Raw genomic sequence first — 16,953 nt, forward strand, 5'->3', positions numbered from 1 at the left:
TTGCGCCCACCTCATCAGGTAACGCGTGCTTTCTCAGCATATGAGAATGCGTGACCTATCAGATCTTAAAATTTTCTTTGGAAATATGGCGACCCCTGCAGGGCTCGAACCTGCGACAACCTGCTTAGAAGGCAGGTGCTCTATCCAGCTGAGCTAAGGGGCCGTTGGCGCTGCTGTAAGCGGCGCGGGTAGTATCAGTGCGTCCAGGGCTGCATGCGGCTGTAGCGGAAGTTGTCGCTGTAGGAGACATTCTTCCGCGTCGGGTCCTTTGGCGCGATGACGCGATATTCGATGCCGTTGCGCTCGGCATAGGCAACGGCGGCCTCTGCGCTTTCGAAGGTGAGCTTGACCTGCTGGCGGGTATCGGCCGAGCTGGTATAGCCCATCATCGGATCGATCGTGCGGGGCGTCTCCTGATCGAATTCGAGCACCCAAAGATTGGTCTTGGCCTTGCCCGACTGCATCGCGGTCTTGGCGGGACGATAAATCTTGGCGGACATTCCTCAAACTCCAAGCATGGCAATTGCCGGCTCAGCCGGCTTTCCTGTGGCATAACGCACAAATGCTGAAAACGGAATGACCTTGATGCAAGCTCGACCGAATTTTCCGTTCGTAAAGAGATCCAAATCGGCTCGCAGCTGTGCTGTGGACGAAGAGGTCCTCACATTCGAGGCGATGAAATTTTAGAAGGGGGAAAATGGTCGGAGTGGAGAGATTCGAACTCCCGACCCTCTGGTCCCAAACCAGATGCGCTACCAGGCTGCGCTACACTCCGTGCCGATGGGTGGGCAATACACGCTCGATGGCAGGGCCGCAAGGGCGAAAGGCGGACTGCCTGCGAATTATCACGACGATGGCGCGCTTCGCTGCCAGCGATACGGTATTGCAGGAAAAGTGACGCTGTCGCGACCAGGTTGAAGCGGCGTGAGATTACTCTGAATCCCCCGTCATCAGCTTCATCGCCGTCAGCGTGCGCTTCAGCATCTGCTCCGAAATCGGCTTCGACAGGAAGACTGCGCCATCGGGCAGGGTGCCGTCGGCCGGGTTGTAGCGGCCGGAGATGATGACGAGGGGACAGGTGGGGTGGCGGGTTGCGGTGAGATGCGCCAGCTCGATGCCGTTCATGGAGCCGGGCATGTCGATGTCGGTGAGCAGCGCGGAGATCGCGGGCAGGGTGTCCATGACCTTCAGCGCCTGATCCGCATTTCCGGCCTCGATGACGGCCAAACCCATGTCGGAGAGGAGATCGGCAAGATCCATCCGGATCAGGCCGTCGTCTTCGACGACAAGGACGGGAGAGGAGCGCGGATGATCGGGCATCAATGTTCTTTCTGGAAGCTCTCGAGGTCGGCGGTCACGATGCAGCGCAGGCCGTCCGGTGCGTAGATCATGTCCACATGCCCATCGGATGTGCCGTTCAAGCCCGCTGAAATCAGTCGGGAGCCGGAGCCTTTGACAAGCGGCTCCGCGACGGTCGGGCCGCCCCGTTCCGTCCAGATCATCTCGAAGCGGTCGGCCTCCGGCAGCACCACGCGCCAGCGCAGATCGACGCTGCCTGTCGGTACCGAGAGCGCACCATGCTTCACGGCATTTGTCGCGAGTTCATGCAGGATGAGCGACAGAGAGAGCGAAGGGCGGGAGCCGATCTTGAGGTTGGGGCCCGACGTCGCAAAGCGCGGCGCGGCGGGGTCGTCGTGCAGATCCGTCATCTGCTGGACGAGCTGGCGCACCGTCGATGTCCCGCGCCCGCCTTCGAGAATCGTATCATGCGCGGCGCTGAGCACGGCAAGCCGCTCGGAGAGCCGCTGGCGTGCCGAGGCGATGTCGGGCGCATTGCGAAGGGTCTGCGAGGCGATCGCCTGGACCATGGCGAGCTGGTTCTTGAGCCTATGCCCGAGTTCGTGGGAAAGAAGCTCCCGGCTGGCCTCCTCCGCCCGGAGGTCCGTCACGTCGCGGGCCTGCACGAGGATGCCGTTGATCGCGCCGTCTTCCTGCCGCATCGGCTGGTAGACAAGGTCGATCAGCCGGCGCTGCATCTCGCCATCGGGCCCCCGATTGAGCTGGATCGGCAGGTCGCGCGCGATAAAGCTTTCGCCGGTTCGGTAGACGTTGTCGAGAATGTCGATGAACCCCTGACGCACGACCTCGGTCACGGCTTCCGCCACGGTCTTTCCGATGATATCCCGGCCGACGCCGATCATCGTGTAATAGTCCTCGTTCGCATAATCGAAGACATGGTTCGGGCCGACGAGCATCGCGATGCCGCCGGGGCTGAGTTCGAACACCTGCCGGAAACGCTCCCGCTGCGTCCGCTCCGCACGGCGCACCATGACCTGAGCGGTGATTTCCGTGCAGGCACAGAACATGCCGAGCACCGTGCCCCAGGGGTCGCGCACCGGCGTGTAGGAAAAGGCGAAGTGCGTCTCTTCCGGATAGCCGTTCCGGTGCATGGTGAACTCGATGTCGTCCATCGACGTGCCACGCCCTTCATAGGCAGCGGTGATGATGGGTTCGACAGCGTCCCAGATGTCGTGCCACAGCGCGCGGAACGACCGTCCGAAGGCAGCGGGATGCCGGTGCCCGCACATCGCGGCATAGCCGTCATTGTAAAGCGTGATTTGCTGTGGCCCCCAGACGATCAGCATCGGTTGAAGCGAGCCGAGCATGACATTGGTCAACGTTTTCAACTCAACGCTCCAGTCCTCCCGTGCCCCGAGCGGTGTCTTTGACCAGTCCATCTCATCGAACAGGTTCCCGCAGTCGGGATTGGCAGGAAACATCGAGAGTCCTTCATTCAGCAGGCGCCGGCATTAGCAAGTGCACGATATCCTCGGCGATGTAGCGCCGTGGCGGTAAATCTTCCAGTCTCATCTATCCATCCCTCAGGGGATACCAATGTCGGCAAAGAGCGACACAGGTGTGCGTAAGTGAAAAACGACGGCTTTCCCGCACGGTTCGTCTGTGCCATGGACGCTGAAAGCGACGCACAAGGAAAGGTCTCGATTTGCCCGAACTCTCGCTTCCCCGCCGTCCGTTGAGACTGGCGCCTGATGTCATTTCCACACCGCGAGCCTATTACTGGTCGACGCCGATCATTCTGGCGCTTTGCGTCTTTCTGCTTGTCTGGGAAGGGCCGGGCGTGCTGCGGGATTTCACCATCAGCCAGAATCCGGTGCTCATCGAGGATGGCGACGTCCAAAACGGGCGCTGCACGACCCGCAAGGCCATCTTCACCGATTGCGAAGCCCGCCTCGTCTACAGCTATGGCGGCAAGGACTACGCGTCGGACGTCGAGATCATGTTCGTCGATTTTCATGTCGGGGACTACGAGACGGGCCTCGTCATTTCGGGCGATCATCCGGAACTGGCGACGATGAGTCTCGGCCTCGACAAGCTCTGGAACCGCATCATCACGCTGACGCTCTTCGTTCTCTTCCTCGGAGGGCTCGGGCTCGGGATGATCTTCCTCAGCCTGCGGATCTGGCGCGTCCGCGGGCAGTTGCGGCATCCCGCCATGCTGGTTCCGGTGCCGGTGGAAATCGCCGCGTTCGATCGCAAGCGCAACATCCTCTCGATCACCTATAACGACACGATCGCGGACGACAAGACCAAGCGCTCGGCCTATACGCGGATGCGGAACGGCGAGGAGCCGCTGATCGTGGGAGCGAACGGGACCAAGCCGGTCGCTCTCGCCGTCCGGCGCGGAAACACGGCTCTCCCCGTGCTGCTCGACGAGCGCCTGATGCGGATCGAGCTGACCGATGCGGAGCGCGCAGAGGCCCTTTTGCCATTCGAGAGAGCGGCCGACGAGCACGACGGTCGGCCGCTACTCGTGGAAGCGCCGCGAAAGACGGTGTCGATCTGGAAGCGGCTGCAGATGGTCTTCGGCGTACTGCTTCTCATCGTGGTCGGCGTCGTCGGTTTCTGGCTCTGGTACGTCCTTGCCTCTGACACGCAGTTCCAGTCGCCGGGCATGGACATCAACAATATGATGCCGGCACCGATCAACGAATGGGGCTGCGACCAGCTAAAGAAGCGCTTTGGCGATCAGCGCGCACCGTTCGGATGCACGGCCGGCGATTACACGAGCTGGAAGTGATTCCGGGCGCGACACCCCGGAGATGATGGCTCAGAGGCGATTACTCCGGCCTTGCGGCGCTTTCAGAACATCTCGCAGGACGTCGAAGACCTGCGGCGCCTGCATTTGCGAAACGTTGAAGCGCATGAAGGTCGTCGCGCTCTGCGAAAGGCTGAAGGCGTTGCCGGGTGCAAGGACGAGACCGCGCTGCAAGGCGCTGCGCGCGACGTCGGCGGCGTCCCTGTCCTCCGGAAGCCGGCACCAGAGGAACATGCCCGCCTGCGGCTCGAGCCACGGAGTGACACCGAGGTTTTGAAGCCGGGTCGAGACGGTCTGCATCGCGGTTGCCAGCCGCTGGCGCAGCGTCTCCAGGTGCTTGCGGTAGCTGCCGTCGCTGAGGACGCCGTAGACAAGCTCGGCCGTCATGCGACCGCCACCGAAGGTCGTCGCGATCTTCAAATCGGTCAGGCTGTCGATCCATTCGGGCTTTGCGGCGATGAAGCCGCAGCGTCCCGAGGCGGACAGCGTCTTCGAAAAGCTGCCGATGTGAATGACACGATCAAGCCCGTCGAAGGCTGCCAGCCGCGGGGCGGGGCTGCGCTCGAAATCGGCGAAGATGTCATCCTCTATGACGACGACATTGCCTTGCTCGGCGATCTTCAGGACCCGATGTGCGGTAACCGGCGAAAGGATCGCGCCGGTCGGATTGTGGATGGCGGAGTTGGTGATGTAGAGTCGGGGCCGGTGGTCCGCGACCGCTTTCGTGAAGGCGTCGATATCCGGGCCGGTCGGTGTGTAGGGAACGCCGACGATCTGTGCGCGATGCGCGCGCAGCAAGGCGTGAAAATTGAAGTAGCAGGGATCGTCCACCAGCACGGTATCCCCGGGCTCCAGCAGCAGGCGGCAGAGAAGGTCGATCGCCTGCGTGCCGGATTCCGCCAGCAGGATCTGGTCCGGGGAGGCCTCGATGCCGCGTTCGCCCATGCGCCGGCCGATCAGCTGACGAAGGGGGGCGAGGCCAAGGGGAGAGCCGTACTCGGAAAGCACAGGGCTTTTGGCGCGCGACAAGGTGCGCAGCGCGCGCCGCACCCCGTCCTCCGGCAACCAGCTCGGCGGCAGCCAGCCGCATCCGGGCTTTGCATCCTCCGCATTGGCCTCTAGCGATTGGCGGGACACCCAGAAGGGATCGATGGCCCGATCACGCTTCGGCCCGGCATCGGCAACCGAAAAAGGAATCGTGGTCGCGCCCGCATGATGCGTCACATAGAAGCCTGAGCCCGGTCGCGACTGGATCGTGCCATCACCGACCAGTCGCTCATAGGCCTCCACCACGGTGGATGTGGAGACCTTCAGCGCTGCCGCAAGCTTGCGGATTGACGGCAGCTTCGCGCCCGGCAACAGCGCACGGCTGGCGATCCGCAGACGGATCGTCTCCATCACCATCGTCGTGCGGCTCGGAGAAGGTGCAATGTGATCCATCTGTAATGCTCTTTCACCATAACAGTTTTGACGAACTGTACGGAACCGTTTCTGGCACTGCCGGGCAAGCCGGTCAACAACGATCGTCTTTTCGAACGGGACGGGTGTGTCGAACAGGACAGGCTTGTCGAAGGAGTGCGTGATGGATCGGGGAACGGCCGGCTGGCTGAATGGAATGATCGGCGTGTTGATCTTCAGCGGATCGCTGCCCGCCACACGCCTCGCCGTGATGCAGTTCGATCCCGTCTTCCTCACGGTCGCCCGTGCGGCAATCGCGGGCCTGCTGGCGCTCGGGCTTCTTCTGCTGCTGCGCCAGAAATGGCCGACACCGCGTGAAATCGCCTCCCTGGTGATCGTCGCGCTGGGCGTCGTCGTCGGCTTCCCCCTCTTGACCGCGCTGGCGCTACAGCACGTCACATCCGCGCACTCGATCGTCTTCATCGGGTTGCTGCCGCTGGCGACCGCTATTTTCGGCGTCATCCGCGGTGGCGAACGGCCGAAGCCTGCCTTCTGGATCTTCTCTCTCCTGGGAAGCACGCTTGTTGCCGGCTATGCACTGGCGCAGGGGCTGAGCGCGTCCCCGCTCGGCGACCTCCTGATGCTTGTGGCGGTCATCGTCTGCGGCCTCGGCTATGCCGAAGGGGGAAAGTTGTCGCAAACGCTTGGCGGCTGGCAGGTCATTTCCTGGGCACTCGTTCTCTCGCTCCCGCCGATGCTCTGCCTGGCCTTGTTCACCATGCCCGCAAGCTTCGCCGGCATCGAGCCGCCGGCCATTTTCGGGCTTGCCTATGTCTCGCTGTTCAGCATGCTGATCGGGTTCATCTTCTGGTATCGAGGGCTGTCCCAAGGCGGCATCGCCGCCGTCGGCCAGTTGCAATTGCTGCAACCCTTTTTCGCGCTGGCACTGGCCGCGACCCTTCTGCACGAGCCGGTAACGGCGGGCATGCTCGGCATCACCGTCTGCGTTATCCTCTGTGTCGTCGGCGCCCGTCGCTTCGGGCGCTGAAGGCGCCCTACGCGGCCCTATGCCGCGTGGCGACCGCCGGTGCAGTGCCCTGCCTGCCGGGATTGAGCTGGAACCGGTTGACGATCGCCGACAGCGCCGTCGCATCCGAGGCGAGGTTGCTGCTGATGGCCGTGGTCTCCTCCACCATGGCCGCGTTCTTCTGGGTCATCTGGTCGATCGCGTTCACGGCTGTGCTGATCTCCAGCAGTCCCACGGACTGCTCTTTCGAGCCTGTCGTGATCGCTTCGACCTTGGAGTCGATCTCCATCACATATTGTGCGATCTCTGCGAGCGCGCGACCCGTCTGGTCGACTAGCCGCACGCCGTCGGACACATCGCCCGAGGATGTTCGGATCAGCGCATTGATATCCTTGGCGGCAGCGGCCGAACGTTGTGCGAGTTCGCGAACCTCCTGTGCGACGACGGCAAATCCGCGACCGGCATCCCCCGCACGCGCCGCCTCGACCCCTGCGTTAAGGGCAAGCAAGTTGGTTTGGAAAGCGATCTCGTCGATCACATGAATGATCTGTCCGATCTGGTTCGACGACGCATCGATGCGCCGCATCGCCTCGACCGCATCCCGCACGATCTGGCCCGAGGATGTTGCGCTTTGGTTGGCCGCGCCGACGAGGCTGCGCGTTTCCGCAGCACGGTCGGCCGAGGATTTGACGGTGGCGGTGACTTCGTCGAGGGCCGCGGATGTCTGTTCCAGCGCTGCCGCCTGCTGCTCGGTACGCTTGGAAAGCTCGTCTGCCGCCTGGTACATCTCGCTCGCATTGCCGGAGAGCTCGGATGTCTTGCCGAGAACCTGCTCGAGCGTCAGCTGGAAGGTTGCGAGCGACTGATTGAAATCAAGGCGAAGCGGCTCGAAGCGGTCAGCGAAAGGCTGGTCGAGCGGGCTGCGAATATTGCAATCGGCAAGCCGTCCGAGACCGGCACCCAGCGTTTCCACGACGGTGCGCAGTTCTTCGGCTTCCCGCTCGCGATGGCGCTGCTGTTCGAGACGCTGGGCTTCCGACAGGGACCGATCCTGTTCGGCGGCCGCACGCATTTGCTGGCGCTCGATCGCGCCCGCACGGAAGACGGTGAGGGCGCGCGCCATGGCGCCGATCTCGTCCGTGCGCTTGGCAAACGGAACCTCTGCCGTGTAGTCGCCGCCGGAAAGCACACTCATCGCGCTGCCGATCTCGACGAGCGGCGTGATGGCCCGACGCCGGACGAACCAGAGGCCGGCGAGAAAGAGAAGAACGGATGCAGCACTGCTGAGCGCGCCGATCATCGTATATTCGGTTCCGGCACTGTCGGCCTTCGCCACGGCCGTCTCCAGCGTCGCGGTCGCCATCTTTGCCAGGTCACGAACCTTTGCGTCATGAACATAGAAGGCGTCCATGACGGGTTGAAGGTCCGCCGCTTCCCCGCGGACTTTGGCCTCTTCGAAAACTGTGGCCATCGCCCAGAACGCCTCGCCACTGGCAACGACCTGATCGGCTAGGCCGGCCCGAAGCGTCTTGTCGAGGTCCGCCGACACCCAGAAGGCCTTGCGCGCGTCGAAATCAGCGCGGAGCGCCTTCATCTTTTCGAGGTTGGAACCGGCGCGTTCAGGATGCGCCATGGTCTCGTTCGCCAGCATGTAGGCTTCCAGAGCGTAGAGCGGCGGCGGGAGAATGTCGGCCACGAGATCCTTGCCATTGGCGATCCCGGTATAGACGGGTCCACCGACCTTGAGTTCCTGCAGGGTCATCGTCTGCAATCCGATAGAGGCAACGAGACCGCCCGTGACGACGACTCCGAACACTACCAGCAAGCGAGAAATTGTCAGGCTCGACATGTGGGCTCCACGACTGCGCATGCGCAGACGCCAGCCGCCGCGATCCATGCTTTGGATCAGTGATGAGCCGCGCGCTCTAAAACTTCGTGAACGTTCAGAGGTAAAAACACCAATTCTAGGGTTTCTTGCGCGATTGCACCCTAGGGCTTTCCGCTGGAAACAGGCGGCGCCCCAGAACCGTCCGATAGTGCTGCCTAAGGGTGTACTTCGCTTTTATTTCAAGTCAGAGAACCAGTCGGCGTAAGGCGTGTTTTTGACGAGATGGCGATTATAGTCAGGCGCGCCATCCGTCTACCAAGCGGGCCCCCGTTCACCCAGCGCCACCTTCGCCGCCTCGACCCGACGCCGCGCCTCAGCAATTCTTGCGCGATCCTCGCCCGCATCGCGAACCGCCCTTCGCGCGGACATGAGCTCCGACACCAACTTGGCGCGATCGTCCTCGGCAAGATCGGGATTGCTCGTCCGCCACAGACGGCCCCGGACCACGAGGTATCGACCATCCGGCGTATGAGGATAGGAAGTGGCCAAGGGTCGCTCCGTCGTTCGGTCATGATGAAACCCTCTCCGGCCTCGCCTGTTCCCGTGACGGTCGCTTGGAAACAGCCAACCGCAGCAACGAAAAAACCCGCCGATGCTGCCATCGGCGGGTTACCTGTTTCGCGGTGTTCACCGGACCGGGCCGTCTAACGGCCCCGGTCTGCTCAGCTGCAGCCGCTGGTTGCGCCGCAGGTGTCGCACTTCTCGCAGGTGCCGTTGCGGACCATCGTGAAGTTCTGGCATTCCGAGCACATGTTGCCGGTGTAGCCCTGTGCGATCGAGCGCATGCGGCGTTCGGTTTCGCGCTTCTTGGCATCCGACTTTGCAGCGGCAGCTTCCGCAGCGGCCTTGTCGGAGAAGAGAGCGGTGACGTCGCGTGGTGGCTCGGCAACTTCGGTTGTGACCTGCTCGACGATTTCGGCGATCCGTTCCTCGTAGTCGCGCTTGAAGGCGACGACTTCCGACGTGGAGATCGACGTTGCCGGCTCCAGCTTGCGGGCAGCGGAGCCTGCAAACGGGGTCACTGTGCCACTTGGCGACGCGCTGCGGGCAGGGGCCGTCGTTGCCGATCCCTTGGGCTCGCTGTTTGCCCGGTCGATGCCGGCACCGGTCGTCGTACCGGAGACGAGCGTCGGCTTGTGGCCGCGGGTCCAGCCGGTCGAGAGCAGGTTGGTCTTGCCTTCCTGAATGCCCTTGCCGAGTGCCGTGTTGCCGAAGTCGGACGTATCGACATGCGCAAGGTCGTGACGGCCGAGATAGGAGACGGCAAGTTCGCGGAACACGTAGTCGAGGATCGACGTCGCGTTCTTGATCGCGTCGTTGCCCTGCACCATGCCGGCCGGCTCGAACTTCGTGAAGGTGAAGGCCTCCACGAACTCTTCGAGCGGCACACCGTACTGGAGACCCAACGAGATGGAGATGGCGAAGTTGTTCATCATCGCACGGAAGGCCGCACCTTCCTTGTGCATGTCGATGAAGATCTCGCCGATCCGGCCATCGCCGAATTCGCCGGTGCGCAGATAGACCTTGTGTCCGCCGACAATCGCCTTCTGGGTATAACCCTGACGGCGGTTCGGCAGCTTTTCGCGCTCGCGGGTGATCCGCTCGATCACACGCTCGACGATCTTTTCCGTGACCGTCACGGCCTGAGCGGCCACCGGCTGCTGGATCAGCGTTTCCAGAGCATCCTCGTCCTCTTCGTCCTCGATCAGCGAGGCGTTCAGCGGCTGCGAGAGCTTGGAGCCGTCGCGATAGAGAGCGTTGGCCTTCAGCGCGAGCTTCCAGGACAGCATGTAGGCGTTCTTGCAGTCCTCGACGGTCGCCTCGTTCGGCATGTTGATCGTCTTGGAGATTGCACCGGAGATGAACGGCTGGGCGGCCGCCATCATGCGGATGTGGCTATCGACCGAGAGGTAGCGCTTGCCGATCTTGCCGCAGGGGTTGGCGCAGTCGAACACCGGCAGGTGCTCGTCCTTCAGGAACGGCGCGCCTTCCAGCGTCATCGCGCCGCAGACATGCACGTTGGCCGCTTCGATCTCCTTGCGGGAGAAGCCGATGTGCTCCAGCAGGTTGAAGCTGATGTCGGCGAGCTGCTCGTCGCTGACCTTCAGCGTGTTCTTCAGGAAATCGACGCCGAGCGTCCACTGGTTGAAGACGAACTTGATGTCGAAGGCTGCCTTCGTCGCGCCGTTGATTGCCTCGATCTTGTCGTCCGTGAAGCCCTTGGCCCGCAGCGAGCCGGGGTTGACGGCCGGCGCCTGGTTGATGTTGCCATGACCGACGGCATAGGCCTCGATCTCGGCGATCTGGCTTTCCGAATAGCCGAGCGTGCGCAGGGCCTCGGGAACGGCACGGTTGATGATCTTGAAGTAGCCGCCGCCGGCGAGCTTCTTGAACTTCACCAGCGCGAAGTCGGGCTCGATACCGGTTGTGTCGCAATCCATAACGAGACCGATCGTGCCGGTCGGGGCGATGACGGAAACCTGGGCATTGCGGTAGCCATGCTGCTCGCCGAGCGACAGAGCCTTCTCCCATGCGGCAACGGCATGCGTGATCAGCGTCTGGTCCGGGCACTCGGAATGGACGAGCGGCACGGGCGCGACCGAGAGGCCTTCATAGCCGTTCGCTTCGCCACGGGCGGCGCGGGCATGGTTGCGGATGACGCGCAGCATGTTGTCGCGGTTCGGCTTGAAGCCGGGGAACGGACCGAGCTTGGCGGCGATTTCGGCCGAGGTCGCATAGGAAACGCCCGTCATGACGGCGGTCAGGGCACCGGCGATCGCACGGCCTTCCTTGCTGTCATAGGGAATGCCGGACGACATCAGCAGGCCGCCGATATTGGCATAGCCGAGCCCGAGCGTGCGGTATTCGTAGGAGCGCTCTGCAATTTCCTTCGACGGGAACTGCGCCATCATCACCGAGATTTCGAGCACGACCGTCCAGAGGCGGACGGCATGTTCGTAATCGGCGATATCGATGTTCTTTGTGGTCTGGTCCTTGAACTGCAACAGGTTCAGCGAGGCAAGGTTGCAGGCCGTATCGTCCAGGAACATGTATTCCGAGCACGGGTTGGATGCACGGATGGAGCCGGCGGCCGGGCAGGTGTGCCAGTCGTTCATGGTCGTGTTGAAGTGCAGGCCCGGATCGGCCGATGCCCAGGCGGCGTAGGAGATGCTTTCCCACAGGTCGCGCGCCTTCAACGTCTTCATGACGCGGCCGTCCTTGCGGGCGGTCAGGTTCCAGTCGCCGTCGGCCTCGACGGCCTTGAGGAAGTCGTCGCGCAGCGAAACGGAGTTGTTGGAGTTCTGGCCGGAGACCGTGAGGTAGGCTTCCGAATCCCAGTCCGTGTCATAGGTCTTGAAGTCGATATCCTTATAGCCCTGACGGGCGAACTGGATGACGCGCTGGATGTAGTTTTCGGGAACCTGGTTCTTCTTGGCAGCCTTGATCTCGCGCTTCAGGGCAGGGTTCTCGTTCGGGTCGTAGCAGGCGCCATCCGGACCTTCGCAATTCACGCAGGCCTTCATGATGGCCTTGAGGTGCTGAGCGACGATCTTGGAGCCGGTGACGAGCGCCGCGACCTTCTGCTCCTCCTTCACCTTCCAGTTGATGTAGTCTTCGATATCGGGATGGTCGATGTCGACGACGACCATCTTGGCGGCGCGGCGCGTGGTGCCGCCCGACTTGATGGCGCCGGCCGCGCGGTCACCGATCTTGAGGAAGCTCATCAGGCCGGAGGACTTGCCGCCGCCCGAAAGCTTTTCGCCTTCGCCGCGCAGGTAGGAGAAGTTGGAGCCGGTGCCGGAACCGTACTTGAAGAGGCGCGCTTCGCGCACCCACAGGTCCATGATGCCGCCTTCGTTGACGAGATCGTCACCGACCGACTGGATGAAGCAGGCATGCGGCTGCGGATGCTCGTAGGACGACTTCGACTTGACGAGCTTGCCCGTGAAGGGATCGACGTAGAAATGACCCTGGCCGGGGCCGTCGATGCCATAGGCCCAATGCAGGCCGGTGTTGAACCACTGTGGCGAGTTCGGTGCCACGCGCTGGGTCGCCAGCATGTAGGCAAGCTCGTCGCGGAAGGCGAGGGCAGCGTCTTCGGAGGCGAAGTAGTTGCCCTTCCAGCCCCAATAGGTCCAGGTTCCGGCAAGGCGATCGAAGACCTGCCGGGCATCGGTTTCAGAGCCGTATTGCTCGTCCTTCGGGAGGTCCTTCAGGGCAGCCTCGTCGGCGACCGAACGCCACAGCCACGAGGGAACCGAGTTCTCCTCGACCTTCTTCAGGCGCGCGGGAACGCCGGCCTTGCGGAAATACTTCTGAGCCAGAATGTCGGCTGCGACCTGGCTGAACTGGGTGGGCACGTCGATATCGGCAAGCCGGAAGACGATGGAACCGTCCGGGTTCTTGATCTCGCTCACCGCCTTGCGGAATGCGATGTCTGCATAGGCCGATTGGCCCGCCTTGGTAAAGCGACGTTCGATCTGCATCTGTCCCGATCCTTATTCTGTCCGTGGCATGCGCTTCTCAGGCACGCAAAAAGTCCTTCCGAGCCGCGACATTGCCGGTCGGTGGTGCGTTTCGATGGATGCCAATCATGGAATCCGATATATGGTGTTCTCTAAGCTCTCAATCTACCAGATGTAGATAAAATTATCGAGCTGTTTGCTGGTCCCGCAAGCGTGATTTTATTCTGACAGCTCATTTTTCAACACGCGTTCCCGCCGTGAAGGCAGGATCTCCAACAAGTTCAGGATGATGGCGCAGTCCGGGGCAAGCCGCCGCCTGGGCCGTCGTCTGGCCTCATGCCAGTCTCGATTATGATTAACCGCGAGTCCGGTGGCACCGTCAAGGGCTTGCGTTTTGTCGTCCACTGCCGACTATATCTTGTGGAAATAGGAAGAAACTGAGTGACCTAAGGAAATCAGTCACTTGTGGTCGGCACTTACCGATTGGGCCGTTCGTTCCATGAAAACTTGTGGACAAAAACTTGTTGAGATCATCCGTCTCGGTCAACGTGGTGTCATAAAAGCCACGCATTGCCGGGCGCAGCGTTTACGAAGAACGGGGCGTCGAGGGTGGACGCACCGCCCCCGAGCCCCGTCGATACGCGCAAGCTTCACAGCCTGTTACCGGCGTCGGTTTACCCGCGCGATCCCTTGGCGATCGGCTCCTGATAGGAAAAGCCCATGTCCCAAGGAAAATAGATCCATGTATCCTGGCTGACCTCGGTCACGAACGTATCGACCTGCGGACGACCCTTCGGCTTGGCATAGACGGCTGCAAAATGCGCCTTCGGCAGCATGGCCCGCACGATCGCGGCGGTCTTGCCGGTGTCCGTGAGATCGTCGACGATCAGCACGCGCTCGCCGCCATCGGCACGGATCTCCTCGGAGATCGCCTTGATGACCTCCATCTGACCCTGAGACGAATAGTCATGATAGGACGCGACGCAGACCGTCTCGATCATCCGGATGTTCAGTTCCCGCGAAATGATCGCTGCCGGCACCAGTCCGCCGCGCGTGATGCAGACGATCGCCTTCCATTCCACCCCCTGATCCGCCAGACGCCAGGCAAGCGCACGCGCATCGCGGTGGAACTGGTCCCAGGAAACGGGAAAGGCTTTTTCAGGAAGGGACATGGCGGGCTCCGAGCGTGTCTGGGCGTATCTGACGCAAAAAGTGGTTTTGCGGCAAAGCCCGGACATTTTCAAGAAGGGGATAACGTTCACCCACGGCAAAGACTGGTGCGGACGACGGGGGTCGAACCCGTACAAGTCTCCTCGAGAGATTTTAAGTCTCTTGCGTCTACCAATTTCGCCACGTCCGCAATGGCTACAGTCTTTCCGATAACCGGAAGAGTTCGTCAAGCCGGAGCGGACCGGGATTAACCGTTCCCGTAAAGCTTAATAACAGCTTCTCGTTGCAAGAACGCAACCCGGGGGCGATAGAGAGACTGTCGATCCGCATATCGACGATTTTCATGACCCAGTCCTTTAGCCTCTCTCCCTCAAAGAGAGAGGCGCCATTCCTTTCGACCTTTATCCTTTGTCCTCGACGACGGCTTCCGGGCGATCTCCTCCGCTGGCATGTTCATCATGCCACTGGCCAGAGGCGTCCTGAAAGCTGATCTCTTCATCCGATCCGCCGACCTGCTGCTCGGCAGCCGCAGCCTTTGCAGCGCGCAAGGCATGCTCATGCGTCGGAAAACTTTCCGAGAAGACGTCTCCGACCTTGTAGGCCCATCCGCCGTCGTGCTCGACGATCTCGTAAACGACCTTAACCATGCTTGTCTCCCTAACTTGCTGTTGAGGCGGTTCTTGCCTGCCGGGGTAACGGGCAACGGGCGGCGATCGTTCCCGTGAGGCGAGACCTCCAGCTTTTGCGCCGGCAAAGGTTCGTGCTAGCAGTGGCTCCACAACGCGTGGCGAAAGGCAGGGGAGGAGATGACGATGCGGTATTCCGGCGGAGATGGTTTTGGCGGACAAGTCAGTTTGCCTTGTATCACCTTGGTGATGATCCTGCTGGTTTCCTCTCCGGCGCTGGCGCAGCAGGCACCCACGGATGTGACCTTCGTCTTCGCCACCGATGTCCATGCTTGCCGCATGGCGGAAGGCCTGTCGCCGGATTGCGAGCAAGAGGGCAAGACGGATGCGGCTCTGCTGCGGCATATCCGGGCGTTGAACGCTCTTCCCATGCAGGTCTGGCCTGCGACGGTCGCGGGAACGTCGAGCGGGCTTGTCGGCGCTGGCCGGCTGCTCGGCGAACCCGCCGGTCTCGTCATGGGCGGCGACATTACCGACGATGGCGGCGGGCAGGTCGCGGTGCCGGGCGAGGGGTGGCAGCTGCGCCAGTTCAGCCAGCGCTATGCGCAGGGTACGGACGCGCAGCATGTGCATATGCCGGTCTATGTGGGGCTCGGAAATCACGATCTCGATCAGGATGGCCCGCCGAGCCATCCGGACTGGTACCGGCGGGAGCTTCGCGACTACGTCGAGGTCAACCATCGCCCGAGCGTCTTCTTCACGCCGTCCATTCCCGCCGACAACTACGATGTGGATTCGGACAACTACTCTTGGAACTGGGGCCGGTTGCATCTCGTGCAGCTCCAGCGCTTCGGCGGCGACGACCGGAAGGGGGCCGTCAGCGGGCTGGACTGGCTGAAGAAGGATCTGGCGACAGCCGCGGCGGACGGCCGCCCCGTGGTGCTGTTCCAGCATTACGGATGGGACACGTTTTCCATCGAGCGCTGGGATGCCGGTCACGAGACCTTCGACGATCAGGGAACGGGCGACCCGCACTGGTGGAGCGAGGCCGAACGTGCCGTACTTCTGGAAACGCTCAAGGGATACAACGTCATCGGCATCTTCCACGGGCACGAGCACGATACGCCGATGGCCTACAAGGCTGGCGGCATCGACGTTTTCAAGCCGAAAGCAGCCTTCAAGGGCGGCTTCGCAGTCGTCCGAGTGACCGATACGGCCATGGACGTGGTCCTCGGGGAAGCTTCAGACGATCAGGGCGGGGTAACGTTCACGACCGCCTTCTCGAAAAGCCTTGCGGATAAGTAGCAGGCGCACCTCTCACGCCCGTCGCTTGCCCTGCGACAGCGCGATACCGGCCAGCACCAGGACGACGCCGAGCGCCGTCGGCCCGAGAGCCGTCGGGACCGACAGAGCGAGGTCGAGGACGACGCCCGACACCATCTGCCCGCCGATCATCATCAGCGCCGTGTTGACAGCGCCGATCCGGGCGATGACCCAGCTTCCCGCAGCGACGAAGACAACGCCGATCGGCCCGCCGAGATAGTCGTACCACGGCACCTGTGCGGCACCGGCCGGCAGCAGGTCGCCGAGGATGAGGCCGAGAACCGTCAGGAAGGCGAAGCCGACGATGTGGTTCCAAAAGGAAGCGATCAGCGGAGAGGTCGACAGGCTCAGCCGCCCGTTGATCTGGCGGCTGATGCCGATGAGGACGCCGGCCGAGCAGGCAAGAAGGATCGCGACGATCATGCGGCACTCCGTCCTTGGAGGATGATGAGCGCGCTTCCGGCCAGAATAAGCGCGAGGGCGCCAAGATTGCGGATCGTCAACCGCCGCTTCGCCATCCCGAACAGACCCCAGTGATCCGCCGCGAGGCTGAAGATCGCCTGTCCCGACAGGCCGAGCGCCAGCGTACCGGCAAGGGCCAGCGGCGAGTTCACGGCGGTGGAGGTCAGCATGACCGTTGCAGCACCGGAGATGCCGCCGAGATAGGCCCAGAGCGGCGCTGGAGGCTGCCCCACCGGTTTCACGCGGTCGCGCCGGTAGAGAAGGCCGAGAAAGACGAGGGCGGCGACCGTGCCGGTGCCGTGCGCCGTCCAAGAGGAAAAGAGCGGGTTGCCGTAGCGGGCGAGTTCGCCGTTGAAATGCACCATCAACGTCAACAATCCGCCGGTCGCAAAGGCGGCAAGGAAGACGAGAGGACGCGGATTGTCGATGGGCGCGGTGGAGGTCATGACGGTCCCGGAAAGGCGATGCGGATGCGC

General features: G+C 62.3%; 13 protein-coding genes and 3 tRNA genes. 3 read left to right on the plus strand and 13 right to left on the minus strand.

Annotation, left to right across the window (positions count from 1 at the left end; genetic code table 11):
• Positions 1 to 86: 86 nt before the first annotated feature.
• From G8E10_RS06535 to G8E10_RS06555, 5 genes are all read right to left on the minus strand, one after another.
• Positions 87 to 163, minus strand: a tRNA-Arg gene (locus G8E10_RS06535).
• Between the two features lie 31 nt (positions 164 to 194).
• On the minus strand, positions 195 to 500 hold the full coding sequence (locus G8E10_RS06540) for an ETC complex I subunit (protein ID WP_062468020.1): 306 nt from the start codon (positions 498 to 500) through the stop codon (positions 195 to 197).
• A 198-nt stretch (positions 501 to 698) separates the two neighbouring features.
• Positions 699 to 775, minus strand: a tRNA-Pro gene (locus tag G8E10_RS06545).
• Between the two features lie 155 nt (positions 776 to 930).
• Positions 931 to 1,320 carry a response regulator gene (locus tag G8E10_RS06550; protein WP_167127920.1) on the minus strand — a complete coding sequence of 130 codons (390 nt, stop codon included), beginning with the start codon at positions 1,318 to 1,320 and terminating at the stop codon, positions 931 to 933.
• Complete coding sequence (locus tag G8E10_RS06555) at positions 1,320 to 2,780, minus strand: sensor histidine kinase (RefSeq protein WP_167127923.1); 1,461 nt, start codon at positions 2,778 to 2,780, stop codon at positions 1,320 to 1,322. The genes G8E10_RS06550 and G8E10_RS06555 overlap by 1 nt, the downstream gene beginning before the upstream one ends.
• A 224-nt stretch (positions 2,781 to 3,004) precedes the next feature.
• Between G8E10_RS06555 and G8E10_RS06560 the strand changes: the two genes are divergently transcribed.
• A complete protein-coding gene (locus tag G8E10_RS06560; protein WP_167127926.1) occupies positions 3,005 to 4,099 on the plus strand; it encodes a hypothetical protein in 1,095 nt (364 codons plus the stop codon).
• A 30-nt stretch (positions 4,100 to 4,129) separates the two neighbouring features.
• On the opposite strand, the gene G8E10_RS06565 is transcribed toward G8E10_RS06560, so the two are convergent.
• Positions 4,130 to 5,557 carry an aminotransferase-like domain-containing protein gene (locus G8E10_RS06565; protein WP_281517429.1) on the minus strand — a complete coding sequence of 476 codons (1,428 nt, stop codon included), beginning with the start codon at positions 5,555 to 5,557 and terminating at the stop codon, positions 4,130 to 4,132.
• Between the two features lie 142 nt (positions 5,558 to 5,699).
• On the opposite strand from G8E10_RS06565, the gene G8E10_RS06570 reads away from it, so the two are divergent.
• Positions 5,700 to 6,563 (plus strand): DMT family transporter, encoded by an 864-nt coding sequence (locus tag G8E10_RS06570; protein WP_281517430.1) that lies wholly within the window; start codon positions 5,700 to 5,702, stop codon positions 6,561 to 6,563.
• 7 nt (positions 6,564 to 6,570) lie between these two features.
• Here the strand turns inward: G8E10_RS06570 and G8E10_RS06575 are convergent, their stop codons facing one another.
• From G8E10_RS06575 to G8E10_RS06595, 5 genes are all read right to left on the minus strand, one after another.
• Positions 6,571 to 8,391 carry a methyl-accepting chemotaxis protein gene (locus G8E10_RS06575; protein ID WP_167127935.1) on the minus strand — a complete coding sequence of 607 codons (1,821 nt, stop codon included), beginning with the start codon at positions 8,389 to 8,391 and terminating at the stop codon, positions 6,571 to 6,573.
• Between the two features lie 701 nt (positions 8,392 to 9,092).
• Positions 9,093 to 12,917, minus strand: a complete 3,825-nt coding sequence (locus tag G8E10_RS06580; RefSeq protein WP_167127938.1) for a vitamin B12-dependent ribonucleotide reductase — start codon at positions 12,915 to 12,917, stop codon at positions 9,093 to 9,095.
• Positions 12,918 to 13,570: 653 nt separating this feature from the next.
• The gene (gene gpt, locus G8E10_RS06585; protein ID WP_092933679.1) at positions 13,571 to 14,068 is read right to left on the minus strand and encodes a xanthine phosphoribosyltransferase; all 498 of its coding nucleotides are present in this window, start codon (positions 14,066 to 14,068) and stop codon (positions 13,571 to 13,573) included.
• Between the two features lie 103 nt (positions 14,069 to 14,171).
• Positions 14,172 to 14,256: transfer RNA gene (locus tag G8E10_RS06590), tRNA-Leu, on the minus strand.
• A 211-nt stretch (positions 14,257 to 14,467) separates the two neighbouring features.
• Positions 14,468 to 14,713 (minus strand): DUF2188 domain-containing protein, encoded by a 246-nt coding sequence (locus G8E10_RS06595; protein WP_110730947.1) that lies wholly within the window; start codon positions 14,711 to 14,713, stop codon positions 14,468 to 14,470.
• 228 nt (positions 14,714 to 14,941) lie between these two features.
• Between G8E10_RS06595 and G8E10_RS06600 the strand changes: the two genes are divergently transcribed.
• The gene (locus G8E10_RS06600) at positions 14,942 to 15,997 is read left to right on the plus strand and encodes a metallophosphoesterase (protein ID WP_281517461.1); all 1,056 of its coding nucleotides are present in this window, start codon (positions 14,942 to 14,944) and stop codon (positions 15,995 to 15,997) included.
• A gap of 12 nt (positions 15,998 to 16,009) precedes the next feature.
• Here G8E10_RS06600 and G8E10_RS06605 read toward each other — a convergent pair whose 3' ends face one another.
• Positions 16,010 to 16,438 carry a DMT family transporter gene (locus tag G8E10_RS06605; protein ID WP_132663309.1) on the minus strand — a complete coding sequence of 143 codons (429 nt, stop codon included), beginning with the start codon at positions 16,436 to 16,438 and terminating at the stop codon, positions 16,010 to 16,012.
• Positions 16,435 to 16,923, minus strand: a complete 489-nt coding sequence (locus tag G8E10_RS06610; RefSeq protein ID WP_167127944.1) for a DMT family transporter — start codon at positions 16,921 to 16,923, stop codon at positions 16,435 to 16,437. Before G8E10_RS06610 ends, G8E10_RS06605 begins: the two co-directional genes overlap by 4 nt.
• Positions 16,924 to 16,953 lie beyond the last annotated feature (30 nt).

This window comes from Ferranicluibacter rubi (genome assembly GCF_011603255.1).
GTDB classification, from domain to species: Bacteria; Pseudomonadota; Alphaproteobacteria; order Rhizobiales; family Rhizobiaceae; genus Ferranicluibacter; species Ferranicluibacter rubi.